A 14,712-nucleotide genomic window follows, 5' to 3' on the forward strand; every position below is an offset into this window, starting at 1 on the left:
GCCCCAGGGAGTCCGTCAGCCGCTGACCGTGAAGGTCGCGGTGGTGCCGGTGAAGGCGGTGATCCGCCCGGTGAGGCTTTTGGCGTCCCCGTGGTACCGCAGGCGGTACTCGCCCGGGTCGGCGTCCTGGGGGATCTCCCAGGTGACCGTGACCTTGGAGGCGGCCACCCCGTCGCGCTTCCAGCGGAAGGTGGTGGACCAGTCGCCGTCGTCGGCCACGGTGGTCCACTCCCCGCCGTCGAGGCGCTGGACCTGGAGGTAGGTGGACCCCCGATGCAGGTCGTTGCTGGGGTGCGCGCCGGCGAAGACCACCTCGACCTTCTCCCCCGCGCCGTAGCCGTCACGGACCTGGGTGAGCACGTCGCCGAACTTCTTGGTCAGCGGCGGGGCGTCGGTCACCACCCCGGGCTGGAGGGAGAGTTGCTTGTCCGACAGGTCCGGCGGCACCTCGCCCAGGGGAACGTCCGTGCCGTCCCGCAGGGCGCGGGCCAGTTGGGCCACGGTCTGTTGCAGGGCGGGCAGTTGCCAGCGGCCGAAGAGGGTGCTGCCGCCCTCGTAGTGCTGGGCGTCGTACTCCTCGGGGGTGGTCAGGTAGTGGAAGTAGGAGTTGCTGTAGCCGGCGACCAGCACGTCCTCCAGGTCGGCGCCCACCGTCTCGGCGACGGTACGGCGCAGCCGGAGCCCGGCGCCGATGGTGACCTCCCCGCTGACGCCGACGAGGTACAGCTGGCCGATCCGCACCAGTTGTACCGGCACCCGTTCCTGGACCCACGGGTAGATGCGGTTCATCTCGCCCAGTGGCGCCACGCAGCCCTTGGGGGCCTGGGCCTCCTTCAGCTCCGGGGAGACCTCGTAGATCACCGAGTGGGAGATGGCGTCCCACAGCGGGTTCTCCCCCTCCTCGAAGCCGGGGAAGGCGGGGCCGTCCTCCATGCTGCCGGCCGCCATGGAGGCGCCCACCACGGGCCGGGCGGTCTTGTGGGTCTTGCCGTCGCCGGTGAACTCCGGGGTCACGGTGACCTCGGAGAGGTTCACATAGGTCATCCGGGAGTCCACCGGGCCCTGTACCGGGGTGCCGGCCGAGTCCAGTTGGCGGGCCGCCGCCTCGTACTGGCGGAGCCCGGACTCCCGGGTGCCGGCGAAGTCCCCCGGTGTGGTGGGGGGCTTCAGGTCGGTGTGGGGTGACATGTCGCCGGCGTTGGTCTGGGCGAAGGCGGCGACGAAGTCGGGGGCCTTCCCGTCCAGGTAGTCGCCGCCCTCGACCTCGCGCTCCCAGTGGTAGGCGGCGAAGCCCTTGTTGTCGGAGCTGATGAGGCGGTTGTCGCCGGACATGCTGGTGCCGTGGCAGGCGAACCAGTTGACGGCGCCCACCGTACGGTCGCCCCGGGTGATGCGCAGCAGGGTGGTCAGCGGGTCGATGGCGTCCGGGAAGTGGTCGCGGACGTCCCTTGGGTTGCGGTCGAACGCCTCCCTGGAGCGGTTGGCGCTGGTGCCGGTCAACTCCGCGCGGCTGAGGGCCAGTTGGGAGGGGGCCAGGTCCTCGTGGGCGCGGTGGGCGGACTCGGCGATGCCGTCGGCGACCGCCTCGAAGGTCTGGCGGTGGAAGCCCAGGGTGGTGAGGTTGTACAGCAGGTGGTGGGAGTAGCCCCCGGGGCCGCCGTGGGTGTGGGTGGCGGTGATCATCACGTTGCGCGCGGTGTAGGTGTCCCCGTGACGGTCCTTCAGGCGCTTGAGCACCGCCTGGTACACGCTGTCGAAGATCATGGGCGAGTCCACCACGATCAGCAGCACCCGGCGCCCGGTGCCGGTGTCCTCGAAGACGAACGCCCGGGAACGCAGCCGCAGATGGAGCCCCTCGGCCTGCTGGTCGATCCGTCCGTACCCCATCATGCCGACCTCGGCGATCTCGCCGGTGGCGTCGGAGACGCCCCGGCCGACGCGGTACCCCTCGGCGGCGCTGGCCGGTGGGGCGAGGGCGAGCGAGGCGGTCTGGAGTCCGGCCAGTCCGACACCGGCGGCGGCCGTGGCCTTCAGGACGGATCGCCGGCCGGGTGGGGGTGAGGAAGTCACGGGAGTTGCTCCTGGTGGGTGGGGGACGCGGGCTGCGGGGCCGTGGAGCGCGTTACCGAGGAGAGGAACAGGGATATGAACCTGATTCAGGTTTGTGTATTCGTACACTGCCCCCATGGGACTGGCAAGGGTCAACGGCGAATCGTCCACCGGCCGTCGCGCGCCGGCGCAGCAGCGCAGCCGCGAGAAGGTGCGGGCCATCCTCACCGCGGCCCGCGAACTGATCGTGGCCTCCGGGGTGGAGGCGCTGAGCACCCGGGCGGTCGCCGAACGCGCCGGGGTGCCGGTCGCCTCGCTCTACCAGTACTTCGCCCACAAGCAGGACGTGGTCCTCGCCCTGGTCGAGCAGGACACCCAGGAGATGGACCGACGTCTGGCCGAGGCGGTGGCCGCACTGGAGCGGCCGACGGTACGGGCGGTGGTGCGGGCGACCGTGGAGACGGTGGTGGGCCTGTACCGGGAGCGTCCGGCCTTCGTGGTCATCTGGTGCCAGGGGCGGATGAGCCCCGCCGTACTGGAGTACACCCGGGCCCACAACGGCCGCATCGCCGAGGCCCTGCACGCCTTCGGGGTCGACAGCGGCGCACTGCCGCCGGACACCCCGCTGTCCTCGGTACGGCTGGCGGTCGAGACCGCCGACCGGGTCCTGGAGTTCGCCTTCGAGAAGGACCTGGCCGGGGACGACCAGGTGCTCCGGGAGGGCATCGAGATGATCGCCGGCTACCTGGAGCGGCCCACCCCCTGACCGCCGGCCCCCAGGGCGCCGTCAGGGGGGCGTTCGGTTCGCCGTACGGCTCACCCGCGCTGGCGCCGCGCTGGCACCGTGGGGGTCGCGGTCCCCGGTGCGCCGCGTCCAGCTCCTCCGCCCCGCCCCACGGCAGCCCCAGGGCAGCCCCACGACTGCCCCTCGACACCGGACACGGCCCCGCCCTACTCCCCGCCGCGCAGCCGGGGCGCCGACCCGGCCGGGTCCACCACCCCGCCGCCGGCCTCCTGCTCCTCGGCCAACCGGTCAGCCCAGCGCACCAGCCCGGTCACGTCCACCCGGTACGGGGCCCGGTCGCCGAACGGGCCGACGGCCGCCGCTCCCCGGCGCAGCAGGGTCGCCGCGCCGGCCCGGTTGCCCCGGGCCGCGTGGGTCAGCCCCACCGCCAACTGGGCTAGTCCGCGCCAGAGTTGACGTTCCTCCTCGGGCCCCAGCTTCCAGGCGTCCTCCAGCACCTCGTGGGCGTGGAAGGGCCGGCCCCGGTCCAGCAGCCGCTGTGCCTCGGCCAGCGACTCCACCGGGGTGCGCTCCACCCCCTCCGGCTGCCGTTCCACCCCGGCGCTGCCGTACGGCAGCGGACGGCCCAGGCCGTCCCGGGGCCGGGCGTTGCGCGCCCGCCCCTCCTCGTCCCGATCCCGGTACCGCATGGGGCGAGTGTGCCAGGTGCGACGTGGCCAAACCCCGGGCGCGGGTCCAGGATGGTGGGCATGATGGCCGTCGTGACGTGGACGCGCGTCACCACACCGACGGCCGGGGCGGCGGTGGACGTGCCCGAGCGAAGGCCGGACGGCACCCACGACGAGGAGAGCAGTGACTGACGACCGGAACCCCAGCGAGCCGTTGCGGCTGGACACCACCGTGGCGCACAACGCGCGGGTGTGGAACTACTGGCTCGGCGGCAAGGACAACTACCTGGTCGACCACGAGGCCGGCGACCACGTGTACCGCATGTTCCCGGACATCGTGCACGTCGCCCGCGCCGACCGCGCCTTCCTCGGCCGGGTGGTACGCCACCTGACCGGAGAGGTCGGCATCCGGCAGTTCCTGGACATCGGTACCGGCCTGCCCACCGTGGAGAACACCCACCAGGTCGCCCAGCAGGTCACCCCCGAGTCCCGGATCGTCTACGTGGACAACGACCCCCTGGTGCTGCTCCACGCCCGCGCCCTGCTGACCAGCAGCCCCGAGGGCGGCACCGACTACATCGACGCCGACATCCGCGACGTGGACGCCCTGTTGGAGGCGGCCGGCGCCACCCTGGACCTGTCGCGACCGGTGGCGGTGATGCTGCTGGGGATCATCAACTTCGTCCTGGACGACGAGGAGGCGCGGCGGGTGGTCCACCGCCTGTTGGAGGCGGTCCCCTCCGGCAGCTATCTGGCGCTCACCCACCCCACCCTGGAGCTGGGCGGGGAGGGCAACGTGGAGGCGATGGCCTTCTGGAACGAGAACGCCACCCCACCGATCAAGGCCCGCAGCCGGGCCCAGATCGAGGAGTTCCTCAGCCCGCTGGAGCTGCTGGAGCCGGGGTTGGTCTCCTGCGCGCGGTGGCGTCCCGAGCGGGACAGCGACGGGCGGCTGCCCCTGGAGGTGCCGCAGTACGGCGCGGTGGGCCGCAAGCCCTGAGGCTCAGGCCCCGAGGACGTCCTCCAGCCGGTAGTTGACCGGCTCCTCCAGCTGGCGGTAGTCGCAGTCGCCCGGATCCCGGTCCGGGCGCCACCGCCGGAAGCGGGTGGTGTGGCGGAAACGGTCGCCCTGCATGTGGTCGTAGGCCACCTCGCACACCCGCTCCGGGCGCAGCGGCACCCAGCTGAGGTCCTTGGCGGCGTTCCACCTGCTGGGGCCGCCGGGCATCCGGCCGGCGGCGTGCGCGGCCTCGTCCCGCCACGCGGACCAGGGGTGGTCGGCCTCCGGGTCCAGCACCAGGGGGGCCAGTTCCTCCATCAGCTCCGCGCGCCGGCGCGTGGTGAACGAGGCGCACACGCCCACGTGTTGGAGCACGCCCCGCTCGTCGTGCAGTCCCAGCAGCAGGGAGCCGACCACCGGGCCGCTCTTGTGGTGGCGCAGACCGGCCACCACACAGTCGGCGGTGCGCTCGTGCTTGACCTTGACCATCTGGCGCCGGTCCGGCTCGTACGGCGACGCCAGTGGCTTGGCCACCACCCCGTCCAGTCCGGCGCCCTCGTATTGGGCGAACCACCGTCGGGCCAGCTCCACGTCGCGGGTGGCCGGCGCCAGGTGCACCGGTGCCCGGGTACCGTCCAGCACCCGTACCAGCTCCGCGCGGCGCTCGGACTGGGGGCGGGCCATCCAGGAGTGGTCGCCCAGGGCCAGCAGGTCGAAGGTCACGAAGCTGGCCGGGGTCCGTTCGGCGAGCGCGCGTACCCGGGACTCGGCGGGGTGGATCCTCTCCAGCAGGGCGTCGAAGTCCAGCCGGCCGTCCCGGGCGATCACGATCTCGCCGTCCACCACACAGCGTTCGGGCAGGTGGGCGGCGAGTTCCCGTTCCAGCTCGGGGAAGTAGCGGTTGAGCGGTTTGGTGGTGCGGCTGGCGATCTCGATCCGCTCACCGTCCCGGAACACCAGCGCCCGGAAGCCGTCCCACTTGGCCTCGTAGTGCATCCCCGGGGGGATGCGCGCGGCGGGTCGGGCGAGCATCGGCTTGACGGGCGGCGTCACGGGCAGGTCCATGCACCGCATTGTGCGGCCGGCCCCGCCACCGGGCACCTCGGGACAACCCGCGCGGGGCACCCGTACGCCCCGGTCGACGGGCGGGCCGGGGCGGGGGCTCCTAGCGTGGAGGGATGGCGGCAGAGGCGCGGGAGTTGACGGTCGGGGGGCGCGCGGTGCGCGTCTCCCACCCGGAGAAGCTGTACTACCCCCAGCGGGGGTTCACCAAGGGGGACGTGGCCGACTACTACGCCGCCGTCGGCGAGGGCATCCTCCGGGCGCTGCGGGACCGGCCCACCACCATGGAGCGCTACCCGGAGGGGGCGGCCGGCGACTCCTTCTTCCAGAAGCGGGCGCCCAAGAACATCCCCGCCTGGATCCCGACCGGGCGGATCTCCTTCCCCAGCGGGCGGTACGCGGACGAGATGTGCCCCACCGAACCGGCCGCCGTGGTCTGGGCCGCCAACCTGGGGTGCCTGACCTTCCATCCCTGGCCGGTACGGCGCGGGCGGGTGGACCACCCCGACGAACTGCGTGTGGACCTGGACCCCCAGCCGGGCACCGACTTCTCCGACGCCCGCCGGGTCGGGTTCCAACTGTCCGAGCTGCTGGAGGAGTACGGGCTGCGCGGCTGGCCCAAGACCTCCGGGGGCCGTGGCCTGCACGTGTACATCCCGCTCACCCCCCGGTGGACCTTCCCCGAGGTGCGCCGGGCCACCATCGCCCTCGCCCGGGAACTGGAACGACGGGACCCGGACCGGGTGACCACTTCGTGGTGGAAGGAGGAGCGGGGGCGGCGCATCTTCGTGGACTACAACCAGATGGCCCGTGACCGGACCATCGCCGCCGCCTACTCGCTGCGCCCCCACCCGCACGCCCCGGTGTCCGCGCCGCTGCGGTGGGAGGAGCTGGCGGACGCCGAGCCGGAGGACTTCGACCTGGTCACCATGAAGGAGCGGTTCGCCCGGCTCGGCGACGTACACCGGGACATGGACGAGCACGCCTACCGGCTGGAGACGCTGCTGGAACTGGCCGAGCGGGACGAGCGCGAGCACGGGCTCGCGGACCTGCCCTATCCGCCCGACCACCCCAAGGCCCCGGGCGAGCCCAAGCGGGTACAGCCCTCACGGGCCAGGGACTGAGGCCGGCGGCCACGCCCTGTACGAGGCGTCTTCCGCCGACCGCTGTCGGGCCGGCCCCCGGTGGACCGGCCCCGCGCCCTCAGCCGTGGCTCTCGGCGGCCGAGGCGCTCCGCTGCGAGGGGAGTTCCGGCTTGGCGACCAGGGTGATGGCGGTGACCACCAGCCCCTCCCCCACGCTCCAGGCGCCGTCGAAGCCGCTGACCCGGATGCCGTCCACGGTCGGTCCCGGTACGAGGAGCTCGGCGCGGAAGGTACCGGCGTCGGGGTCGACGGTCAGGGAGGCCTCGTCGAAGTCCAGCCACTTGCGGGTCAGCGGGAACCAGGTCTTGTAGACGCTCTCCTTGGCGCTGAACAGCAGCCTGCCCCAGGAGACCTCGGGCCGTTCCCGTTCCAGACGGCGTATCCACTCCCGCTCCTCGGGGCGGGAGATCATCTCGAACACCCCCTCGTTGGGCAGGGGTTGGTTGGGCTCGGCGTCCAGGCCGACCGAGCGGACGTGGGTCTGGGAGGCCACGGCCGCCGCACGGTAGCCGTCGCAGTGGGTCATGCTGCCCACCACCCCGTCCGGCCAGACGGGGGCGCCGCGCTCGCCGGGGAGCAGCGGCACCGCGGGCTGGCCGAGCCGGGCCAGGGCGGTACGGGCGCAGTGGCGCACCGTGGTGAACTCCCGGCGCCGTTTGTCCACCGCGCGGGCCACCAGGTGCTCCTCGTCGGGGTGCATCGCCGGCAGGGGGTCCGGGTCGCCCAGGCACTCCTCCACCATCACCTGGGACGGCAACAGCTTCTCGATCATCACGCCCTCCCCGCCGGCCGCGCGGCCGGCAGAATCTCCACCAGTCGCCCGGGAGTCTGCTGGCGCTTGCGCCACTCCCGGGGATAGCCCACGGACACCTCGTAGTGCGGCACCCCGTCGACGCGGATGGTGCGGGGGATGTGGAGGTGTCCGTAGACCACGGCGCTGGCCCGGTAGCGGGTGTGCCAGTCCGCGGACTCCTCGGTGCCGCACCACAGGGCGAACTCCGGGTACCACAGCACCCGGGTGGGTTCGCGCACCATCGGCCAGTGGTTGACCAGCACCGTCGGCAGGTCCTCCGGCAGCTCCTCCAGCCGCCTGCGGCTGATCTCCAGCCGGTCGGCGCACCAGTCGGGGCGGGAGGGGTACGGGTCCGGGTGCAGCAGGAACTCGTCGGTGCACACCACCCCGGCGGCGTGCGCCATCTTCAGCGCGGCCTCGGTGCTGTCGGCGCCCTCGGGCCAGAAGCTGTAGTCGTACAGCAGGAACAGCGGGGCGATCGCGACCGGCCCGCCCTCGCCCTCCCAGACCGGGAACGGGTCCTCGGGGGTCAGTACGCCCATCTCGCGGCAGGCCTCGACCAGACGCTCGTACCGTGCCTGCCCCCGCAGGCGCACCGGGTCGCGTTCGACCGTCCACAGTTCGTGGTTGCCCGGCACCCAGATGACCTTGGCGAAACGGTCCCTGAGCACCCGCAGGGCCCAGACGATGTCGGCGTACAACTCCCCGACGTCCCCGGCCACGATCAGCCAGTCCTGGTCGCTGGTGGGCCGCAGCCCCTCCACGATCCGACGGTTCTCCTCGTGCCGGACGTGCAGGTCACTGATGGCGAGCAGCCTGCCCGGGCTACCGCTCATACGGTCACTCCCCCGTTCCCCTCGATAGGTCCCTCCGCCCCCGTTCGCCTGGCAGGCTACCGGTCACCGCCGACGGTCCTCCCGGCAGCCTCCGGCCCGGGGACGGTCAGTTCTGGCTCCAGTCGTGGAAGCCCCGGCCGGTCTTGCGGCCCAGGTCCCCGGCCTCGACCTTCTCCACCAGGATCCGTGGGGGCTCGAACCGGCTGCCGTAGGTCTTGGCCAGGTGGCGGGCGATGTCCAGCCGTACGTCCAGGCCCACCAGGTCGGTCAGCTTCAGCGGCCCCATCGGGTGCCGGTATCCCAGTTCCATGGCGCGGTCGATGTCGGCCGCCGAGGCCACCTGGTCCTCGTACATCCGCATGGCCTCCAGCCCGATGGCGACGCCCAGCCGGCTGGTCGCGAAGCCCGGGGCGTCCCGCACCACGATGGTCTCCTTGCCGATACGGGCGGCGGCGGCCAGCGCCGCGTCCAGCACGGCCTCCTCGGTCGCGCCGCCCCGCACGATCTCCAGCAGCGACATGGACCACACCGGGTTGAAGAAGTGCAGCCCCAGGAACCTCCCGGGGCGTCGCAGCCCACCGGCCAGGCCGTCGATGCTCAGCCCGCTGGTGTTGCTGGCCAGCATCGCCGGCTCCCGGCCTTCCGCCTCCGCCAGCACCGCCGCCTTGAGTTCGGGCCGCTCCGGCACCGCCTCCACCACCAGGTCCAGGCCCTCGGGCAACTGCCCCACCTGGGCGACCAGTTGGATGCGGTCCGGCAGGGTCTCGGCCACCTGGGGGCTCAGCTTGCCCCGGTCCACGGCCTTGGCCGCCTGGGTACGGGCGAGGTCCAGCGCGCGGGCGCCCTGCTGGGGGTCGGGCTCGACCAGGACCGCCTCGGACCCGGACGCGGCGAACACGTAGGCGATGCCCAGCCCCATGGTTCCCGCCCCGATGACTCCGACCCGCTCACTCATCTGTCGCCTCCCGCTGTGACGGCTGTGTCGACCCTGGTACGCAGGGTGGATGGACCCTGGCGGGACGACCCTAGCCGGCCGTGGCGGGACGAGGGTGTCGGGTCGGTCACCTTCCGGTGGTCCGGTTCCACGGTTCCCGGGGAGGACGCGGGGCCGGTCCCGGGCGGACACTGGGGGCATGTGCCGAAGCATCAAGACCCTGCGCCCACCCGCGATGCCCGAGGTCGAGGAAGCCGACATCGAGGCGGCGGCCCTGCAGTACGTACGGAAGGTGTCCGGCTTCCACCGGCCGGCCGCGCACAACCAGGAGGTCTTCGACCAGGCGGTCGCGGAGGTCACCGAGGCGACTCGGCGGCTGCTGGGCGGGCTGCGGGTACGGGGCCGGTCGTCCGGGACCGGCTGACGCCCGGGGGCCGAGCCGGCGCGGGTCAGCCTCGGGAGTCACGCGGCGCCGAGGCCGGTTCCGGGGCGGCGCCGTGGGGGTGGCACGTAGGGCGTCAGGCCGAGGGATGGCTCAGCTCGGCCCACACCACTCGGCCGTTGCCCTGGGTGGGGGTGCTGACGCCCCACTGGTCGGTGACGGCGTCGACCAGCATCAGGCCGCGCCCGTTGATGTCCTCGTCGTTGGGCTGCCGGGCGGCGCACTCGCTGTGTCCGGTGCCCTCGTCGACGACCTCGATGCGCAGTCGTCCCCCGGCCTTGCGCAGGGAGCAGGCGATGAAGCTGCTGTCGGTGTGGATGACGGCGTTGGTGAAGAACTCCGACATCACCAGTTCGACGGTGTCCACGAAGTCCTCGGCGAACCCCCACAGCCGCAGCTGCTCGCTGGCCCACTCTCTGGACCGGCCCACCGCGGAGGGGCGGGCCGGCAGTTGGACATGGCGGGCGAGCACCTGAGGGGTCGGGACGGTCCGCGCAGCGCTCAGCGACGGCTGACGCTGGCGAAGCGTCATCCTCGGTCTGGTCAGAGCCACGGGATTCGCCTTCCGCTAGCTGGTCTCGGAAGGACGCGTACTGGCGATGTGCCACGTCCTGGGTGACGGGCCAATTCCCAGGCAGCCGCTGGTTCCCCCGGTCGGCACACCGCGCCGGGTTTGTCCCGGGTCTGATGGCTTCGCCGGTGCTGGATGGGCTTGGCTACGTTTCACTATGCTCACCGCCGCGGTCAGATGGCAAGTAGAGTTCTGCAATTTGCAAACGCCCCCGGGCGGAGCGTAACCCTCCCGCACATGGCACACTGCCAGGCAAAAGACCGGCTCAAGGGAGGCAAGGCGGTGGGTGAGGGCAGGTCCGCGCCGACCGTGAGTCAGCTCGTCCTGGGACTGCGACTCCGTGACATCCGCGAGCGGGCCGGTCGTACCTTCGAGGACGCCGCCGAGGCCCTGAGCGTCAACACCACCACCGTCCGCCGGATGGAGAAGGCCGAGGTCGGCCTCAAACCGCTGTACGTGGAGAAGCTGCTGCGTCTGTACGGCCGCCCCGAGGACGAGGTCGAGTCCTTCGTCTCCGAGGTGCGGGCCAGCCACCAGCCCGGCTGGTGGCAGCGGTACCGGGACGTGGTGCCCGGCTGGTACGCCCTGTGCGTGAGCCTGGAGCAGGAAGCGCCGCTGATCCGCTCCTACGAGCCGCACCACGTGCCGGCGCTGCTCCAGACCGAGGAGTACGCCCGCGCCCAGCTGGCCGGCCACTTCCCCCGGGCCGACGAGGAGGAGCTGGAGCGACGCCTGGAGTTCCGACGGCGCCGCCAGGAGATCCTGGACCGCCCCACCCCACCGCGCCTGTGGGTGGTCGTCGAGGAGCACGCGCTGGCCCGCCCGGTCGGCGGCCCCCAGGTGATGCGGGCCCAGATCGACTGGCTGCGGCAGCGGCACGCCCACCCCCGGTTCACCCTCCAGGTCCTGCCCTTCAGCGTCGGACCGCACCCGGGGCTGGGCGGCTCCTTCCAGCTGTTCCGGTTCGACCACCACGAGCTGCCGGACGTGGTGTACGTGGACGGGATGCGCCGCGCCCACTACCTCAACGAGCGCACGGACACCACCGCCTACCTGGAGGCGCTGGACCGGATGTCCACCCTCGCCTGGCCGGCCGAGCAGACCGACGCGGTGCTGCGGCGCGTCCGCGCCGAGCTGTGAGCCGGGCGGACCCCACGGCCGTACACCCCTGGTGACCGCTCCCCCGCCGCGCGGGCCGGCCCGTCTCCCCCGCCGCGGCGCTCGTCGGCGGCCCGTCACCGGCGCCGGGCCGCGTTGAGCCGGGCGGCCTGCCGGGTCAGGTGGTCACGTTCGGCGAGGTGGAGCGCCCGATGGGCGGCCTCCGCGTACAGCCGTGCCGCCTCGGCCAGGTCGCCGGCACGCTCGTGGAGGTAGGCAGCCGCCGCCTGGTGGCGCGGCAGGGAGTCGTCGACCTCGGCGAGCGCCGCCAGTCCGGCGTGCGGCCCGTCGGCCTCGCCGACGGCCACCGCGCGGTTGAGTCGGACCACCGGGCTGTCGGTCAGGCGCGCCAGCTCGTCGTACCACTCCACGATCTGCGTCCAGTCGGTCTCCCCTGCGGTGCGGGCGTCCGCGTGCAGTGCGGCGACGGCGGCCTGGGCCTGGTACTCGCCCAGCCGGTCCCGGGCGAGGGCCGCCTGGAGGACCGTCACGCCCTCGGCGATCAGAGAGGTGTCCCATCGGGTGCGGTCCTGCTCGGCCAGCGGCACCAGGCTCCCGTCCGGGGTGGTGCGGGCGGGGCGGCGGGCGTGATGCAGCAGCATCAGGGCGAGGAGCCCGGCCACCTCGGGGTGGTCGATCCCGGCCGCGAGCTGTCGGGTGAGCCGGATCGCCTCGGCGGCCAGGTCGACGTCGCCGGAGTAGCCCTCGTTGAAGACCAGGTACAGGACGCGCAGCACGGTGGCCACGTCCCCGGGCCGGTCCAGCCGTACGCCGGAGACGGTGCGCTTGGCCCGGCTGACGCGCTGGGCCATGGTCGCCTCCGGTACCAGGTAGGCGCGGGCGATCTGGCGGGTGGTGAGCCCGCCGACGGCGCGCAGGGTGAGCGCGACCGCGGACGAGGGCGTCAGCGAGGGGTGGGCGCACAGGAAGTAGAGCCGGAGGGTGTCGTCCACGGCCGGGGCGGGACCGGGCGCGGGTTCGGCCTCCACCCGGTCCTCCCGTAGTCGGCGGGCGGTGTCCGCCCGGGTCCCGTCCAGGAACCGCCGCCAGGCCACGGTGACCAGCCAGCCCCGGGGGTCCCGGGGAGGGCTGGTCGGCCAGACGCGGACCGCCTCGACCAGGGCGTCCTGTACGGCGTCCTCGGCCGCCGCGAAGTCGGCTCCCCGGCGGACGAGGAGGGCCAGCACCTGCGGCGTGAGGACGCGCAGCGGGGCCTCGTCCATGGCCGGGGTCACTCCGTGATGGTGGGCGAGGCCGTCAGGAAGGGCCGCAGTTCGAGCCACTCGTGGATCGGTTCGCCACCGGCCCCGGGGGCGGCGGACAGTTCCCCGGCGAGCGCGAGCGCGCGTTCGTGGCTGTCGACGTCGATGACCATCCAGCCGGCGATGAGGTCCTTGGTCTCGGCGAACGGTCCGTCGGTGACCGGTGGGCGGCCCTCACCGTCGTAGCGGACGAACGTGCCCTCGGGGGCGAGGGCCTGACTGTCGACGTACTCCCCGCTCTCCTGGAGGCGGGCCGCGAAGTCGTTCATGTACCCCAGGTGGGCGGAGACCTCCTCGGGCGTCCACTGGTCCATGGGGACGTCGTTGACCGAGGCCGGGGCGCCTCGGTAGTGCTTCAGCAGCAGGTACTTGGCCATGGTGGTTCTCCCTTGTGCCGATGCGGCCATTGTGGTCGCGTTCACCAGGGAGACGGAGCCGGACGACGGTTCTCGACATCCTCGGTCGGTCTTCTTCCCCTTTCCTTCCCGCGCGGGCGGCCCCGGCCGTACCAGAGGCCGCCCGTACGGGAGGTCCGGTCAGTCCCGGTCGTCGTGGCGGGGACAGCGCAGCCGATCCCCGGTGATCGGGGCCCCCTCCACACTGCTGCGGTCGACCACCAGGCGGCTCACCCGGGTCCGCTGCGTGCCGGGCGTGACCTGGGGCCGGGGACCGTGTCCGGGTTCGGCCCGCAGCCGGGCCTGGGGCAGGGCGGCGGCCAGCACCTGGGCCTGCCGCTCGTACGCGGGGGCGTAGGTGATCACCGGGTGCCGGGGCGGGGAGGCCGGCGCCTTGCCGGCGCCCCGGGTGACCTGGAACCCCTCGGCGCGCAGTCGGTCGGCCAGCTTTCCGGCGTCCGGGCCGGGGCGGACCCGTACCGAGACCTCGGCCGGGGCCATCTCCACGGGGGTGCCGGGGCCGGGCTGGGTCACCGGGTTGTCGGTGAGCGGGAGGTCCTTGCGCAGGTCGGTGAAGAGGGTGGCGGCCCGCTTCTTGTCCCACAGCAGCGAGGAGCCCCACTGGGGCGCGCGGTAGTCGAACTCGGCGATGGGCACGGTGGCGAACTCGCTGCGGTCCAGGTCCAGTTTCCGCAGGGAGCGGCCCAGGCGCACCAGGCCGGCCAGGTCCAGTTCGCTGTCGACGGTGACGTGGTCGCTCACGATCTTGGCCGTACGGGCGAGGGCGGCCGGGTCCTGGAAGACCTTCCGCTGGGCCAGCGTGCCCATCATCTGCACGACCAGCTTCTGCTGGCGGCGTACGCGGCCCAGGTCACCGGGTGGGGACACGTGACGGGCGCGTACCCAGGACAGGGCGCCGGGGCCGTCCAGCCGGTGGGTGCCGGTCGCCAGGTCCAGGCCCGAGTTCTCGTCCCTGAGCGGCCTGTCGGTGCACATGGTGGCTCCGCCGAGGTCGTCCACGGCGTCCACGAAGCGGGTGAAGTCGGTCTCCAGGTAGTGGTCGACGCGCACGTGGGTGGCCTTCTCCACGGTGGCCACGGTGAGGGCCGGACCTCCGTGGTCGTAGGCGGCGTTGATCTTGCCGGAGTGCGAGGTCATCCGCCCCTTGGGCCCACCGTCCCGGTGCCGGGCGAAGGGTACGTAGGAGTCGCGGGGGATGCTCACCACGCTCATGCGGCGCCGGTCGGCCGAGAGGTGGACCAGCATCATCACGTCGGTGCAGTGGCATTCCTTCCCGCCCACCTTGAGGCGCTCCTTGGTCTCGCGGCTGAGCCCCTCACGAGTGTCGGTGCCGACCACCAGCAGGTTCGTGCCCGGGCCCTTGGGTGGCCGGCCGGCCTCGCCGGTGGGCAGGGCGCGTACCCGGGACATCGGGTCGACCAGCTCGGGGGCCTGCCACAGCGCGCCGGTGCACAGCAGTACCGCGCAGAGGGGGAGGACCAGGGCCAACCACCGTGGTCGGGGCAGGTAGCGCGGCCTGGGGGACATCGGGCACCTCCGCGGAGCGAGGGGACGGGCGCCAGAGGGGTTCCCCCGGCGGCCCCGTCCCGCAACGGTGGCGCGGCCAGCTCACCCGGGCGGGCCACGTCCGT

At 73.0% G+C, this 14,712-nt stretch carries 15 protein-coding genes; 5 read left to right on the plus strand and 10 right to left on the minus strand.

The features are described 5' to 3' along the window. Positions 1 to 15: 15 nt before the first annotated feature. The gene (locus ABZT14_RS14840; RefSeq protein ID WP_356301599.1) at positions 16 to 2,070 is read right to left on the minus strand and encodes a neutral/alkaline ceramidase; all 2,055 of its coding nucleotides are present in this window, start codon (positions 2,068 to 2,070) and stop codon (positions 16 to 18) included. A 115-nt stretch (positions 2,071 to 2,185) separates the two neighbouring features. On the opposite strand from ABZT14_RS14840, the gene ABZT14_RS14845 reads away from it, so the two are divergent. Continuing rightward, on the plus strand, positions 2,186 to 2,815 hold the full coding sequence (locus ABZT14_RS14845) for a TetR/AcrR family transcriptional regulator (RefSeq protein WP_356301602.1): 630 nt from the start codon (positions 2,186 to 2,188) through the stop codon (positions 2,813 to 2,815). 185 nt (positions 2,816 to 3,000) lie between these two features. Here ABZT14_RS14845 and ABZT14_RS14850 read toward each other — a convergent pair whose 3' ends face one another. After that, on the minus strand, positions 3,001 to 3,483 hold the full coding sequence (locus ABZT14_RS14850) for a DUF309 domain-containing protein (protein ID WP_356301604.1): 483 nt from the start codon (positions 3,481 to 3,483) through the stop codon (positions 3,001 to 3,003). A gap of 163 nt (positions 3,484 to 3,646) precedes the next feature. Between ABZT14_RS14850 and ABZT14_RS14855 the strand changes: the two genes are divergently transcribed. Continuing rightward, a complete protein-coding gene (locus ABZT14_RS14855; RefSeq protein ID WP_356301607.1) occupies positions 3,647 to 4,462 on the plus strand; it encodes an SAM-dependent methyltransferase in 816 nt (271 codons plus the stop codon). Between the two features lie 3 nt (positions 4,463 to 4,465). Here the strand turns inward: ABZT14_RS14855 and ABZT14_RS14860 are convergent, their stop codons facing one another. Beyond that, entirely contained in the window at positions 4,466 to 5,527 is a 1,062-nt protein-coding gene (locus ABZT14_RS14860) for an ATP-dependent DNA ligase (RefSeq protein ID WP_356301610.1), read from the minus strand. Positions 5,528 to 5,640: 113 nt separating this feature from the next. Between ABZT14_RS14860 and ligD the strand changes: the two genes are divergently transcribed. Beyond that, positions 5,641 to 6,648, plus strand: a complete 1,008-nt coding sequence (ligD, locus tag ABZT14_RS14865) for a non-homologous end-joining DNA ligase (RefSeq protein WP_356301613.1) — start codon at positions 5,641 to 5,643, stop codon at positions 6,646 to 6,648. Positions 6,649 to 6,727: 79 nt separating this feature from the next. Here the strand turns inward: ligD and ABZT14_RS14870 are convergent, their stop codons facing one another. From ABZT14_RS14870 to ABZT14_RS14880, 3 genes are all read right to left on the minus strand, one after another. Then, positions 6,728 to 7,441, minus strand: coding sequence for a 4'-phosphopantetheinyl transferase superfamily protein (locus tag ABZT14_RS14870; protein WP_356301616.1), 714 nt, complete (start codon positions 7,439 to 7,441; stop codon positions 6,728 to 6,730). After that, the gene (locus ABZT14_RS14875) at positions 7,441 to 8,298 is read right to left on the minus strand and encodes a metallophosphoesterase (RefSeq protein WP_356301619.1); all 858 of its coding nucleotides are present in this window, start codon (positions 8,296 to 8,298) and stop codon (positions 7,441 to 7,443) included. The genes ABZT14_RS14870 and ABZT14_RS14875 overlap by 1 nt, the downstream gene beginning before the upstream one ends. 106 nt (positions 8,299 to 8,404) lie before the next feature. Then, on the minus strand, positions 8,405 to 9,253 hold the full coding sequence (locus ABZT14_RS14880; protein WP_356301621.1) for a 3-hydroxyacyl-CoA dehydrogenase family protein: 849 nt from the start codon (positions 9,251 to 9,253) through the stop codon (positions 8,405 to 8,407). A 178-nt stretch (positions 9,254 to 9,431) separates the two neighbouring features. On the opposite strand from ABZT14_RS14880, the gene ABZT14_RS14885 reads away from it, so the two are divergent. Further along, positions 9,432 to 9,656, plus strand: coding sequence for a DUF2277 domain-containing protein (locus tag ABZT14_RS14885; RefSeq protein WP_356301624.1), 225 nt, complete (start codon positions 9,432 to 9,434; stop codon positions 9,654 to 9,656). A 94-nt stretch (positions 9,657 to 9,750) separates the two neighbouring features. Here the strand turns inward: ABZT14_RS14885 and ABZT14_RS14890 are convergent, their stop codons facing one another. After that, on the minus strand, positions 9,751 to 10,206 hold the full coding sequence (locus ABZT14_RS14890; protein WP_356301626.1) for an ATP-binding protein: 456 nt from the start codon (positions 10,204 to 10,206) through the stop codon (positions 9,751 to 9,753). A gap of 276 nt (positions 10,207 to 10,482) precedes the next feature. Here ABZT14_RS14890 and ABZT14_RS14895 point away from each other — a divergent pair, with 276 nt between their 5' ends. After that, positions 10,483 to 11,385, plus strand: a complete 903-nt coding sequence (locus ABZT14_RS14895) for a helix-turn-helix transcriptional regulator (protein WP_356301629.1) — start codon at positions 10,483 to 10,485, stop codon at positions 11,383 to 11,385. A gap of 95 nt (positions 11,386 to 11,480) precedes the next feature. Here the strand turns inward: ABZT14_RS14895 and ABZT14_RS14900 are convergent, their stop codons facing one another. The 3 genes from ABZT14_RS14900 to ABZT14_RS14910 form a co-directional block, all read right to left on the minus strand. Further along, positions 11,481 to 12,626, minus strand: coding sequence for a DUF6596 domain-containing protein (locus tag ABZT14_RS14900; RefSeq protein WP_356302246.1), 1,146 nt, complete (start codon positions 12,624 to 12,626; stop codon positions 11,481 to 11,483). 8 nt (positions 12,627 to 12,634) lie between these two features. Then, the gene (locus ABZT14_RS14905; RefSeq protein WP_356301632.1) at positions 12,635 to 13,042 is read right to left on the minus strand and encodes a YciI family protein; all 408 of its coding nucleotides are present in this window, start codon (positions 13,040 to 13,042) and stop codon (positions 12,635 to 12,637) included. A 159-nt stretch (positions 13,043 to 13,201) separates the two neighbouring features. Then, positions 13,202 to 14,608 carry an LCP family protein gene (locus ABZT14_RS14910; RefSeq protein WP_356301635.1) on the minus strand — a complete coding sequence of 469 codons (1,407 nt, stop codon included), beginning with the start codon at positions 14,606 to 14,608 and terminating at the stop codon, positions 13,202 to 13,204. Positions 14,609 to 14,712: the final 104 nt, after the last annotated feature.

This window comes from Streptomyces sp. NPDC005438 (assembly GCF_040606315.1).
GTDB lineage: Bacteria > Actinomycetota > Actinomycetes > Streptomycetales > Streptomycetaceae > Streptomyces.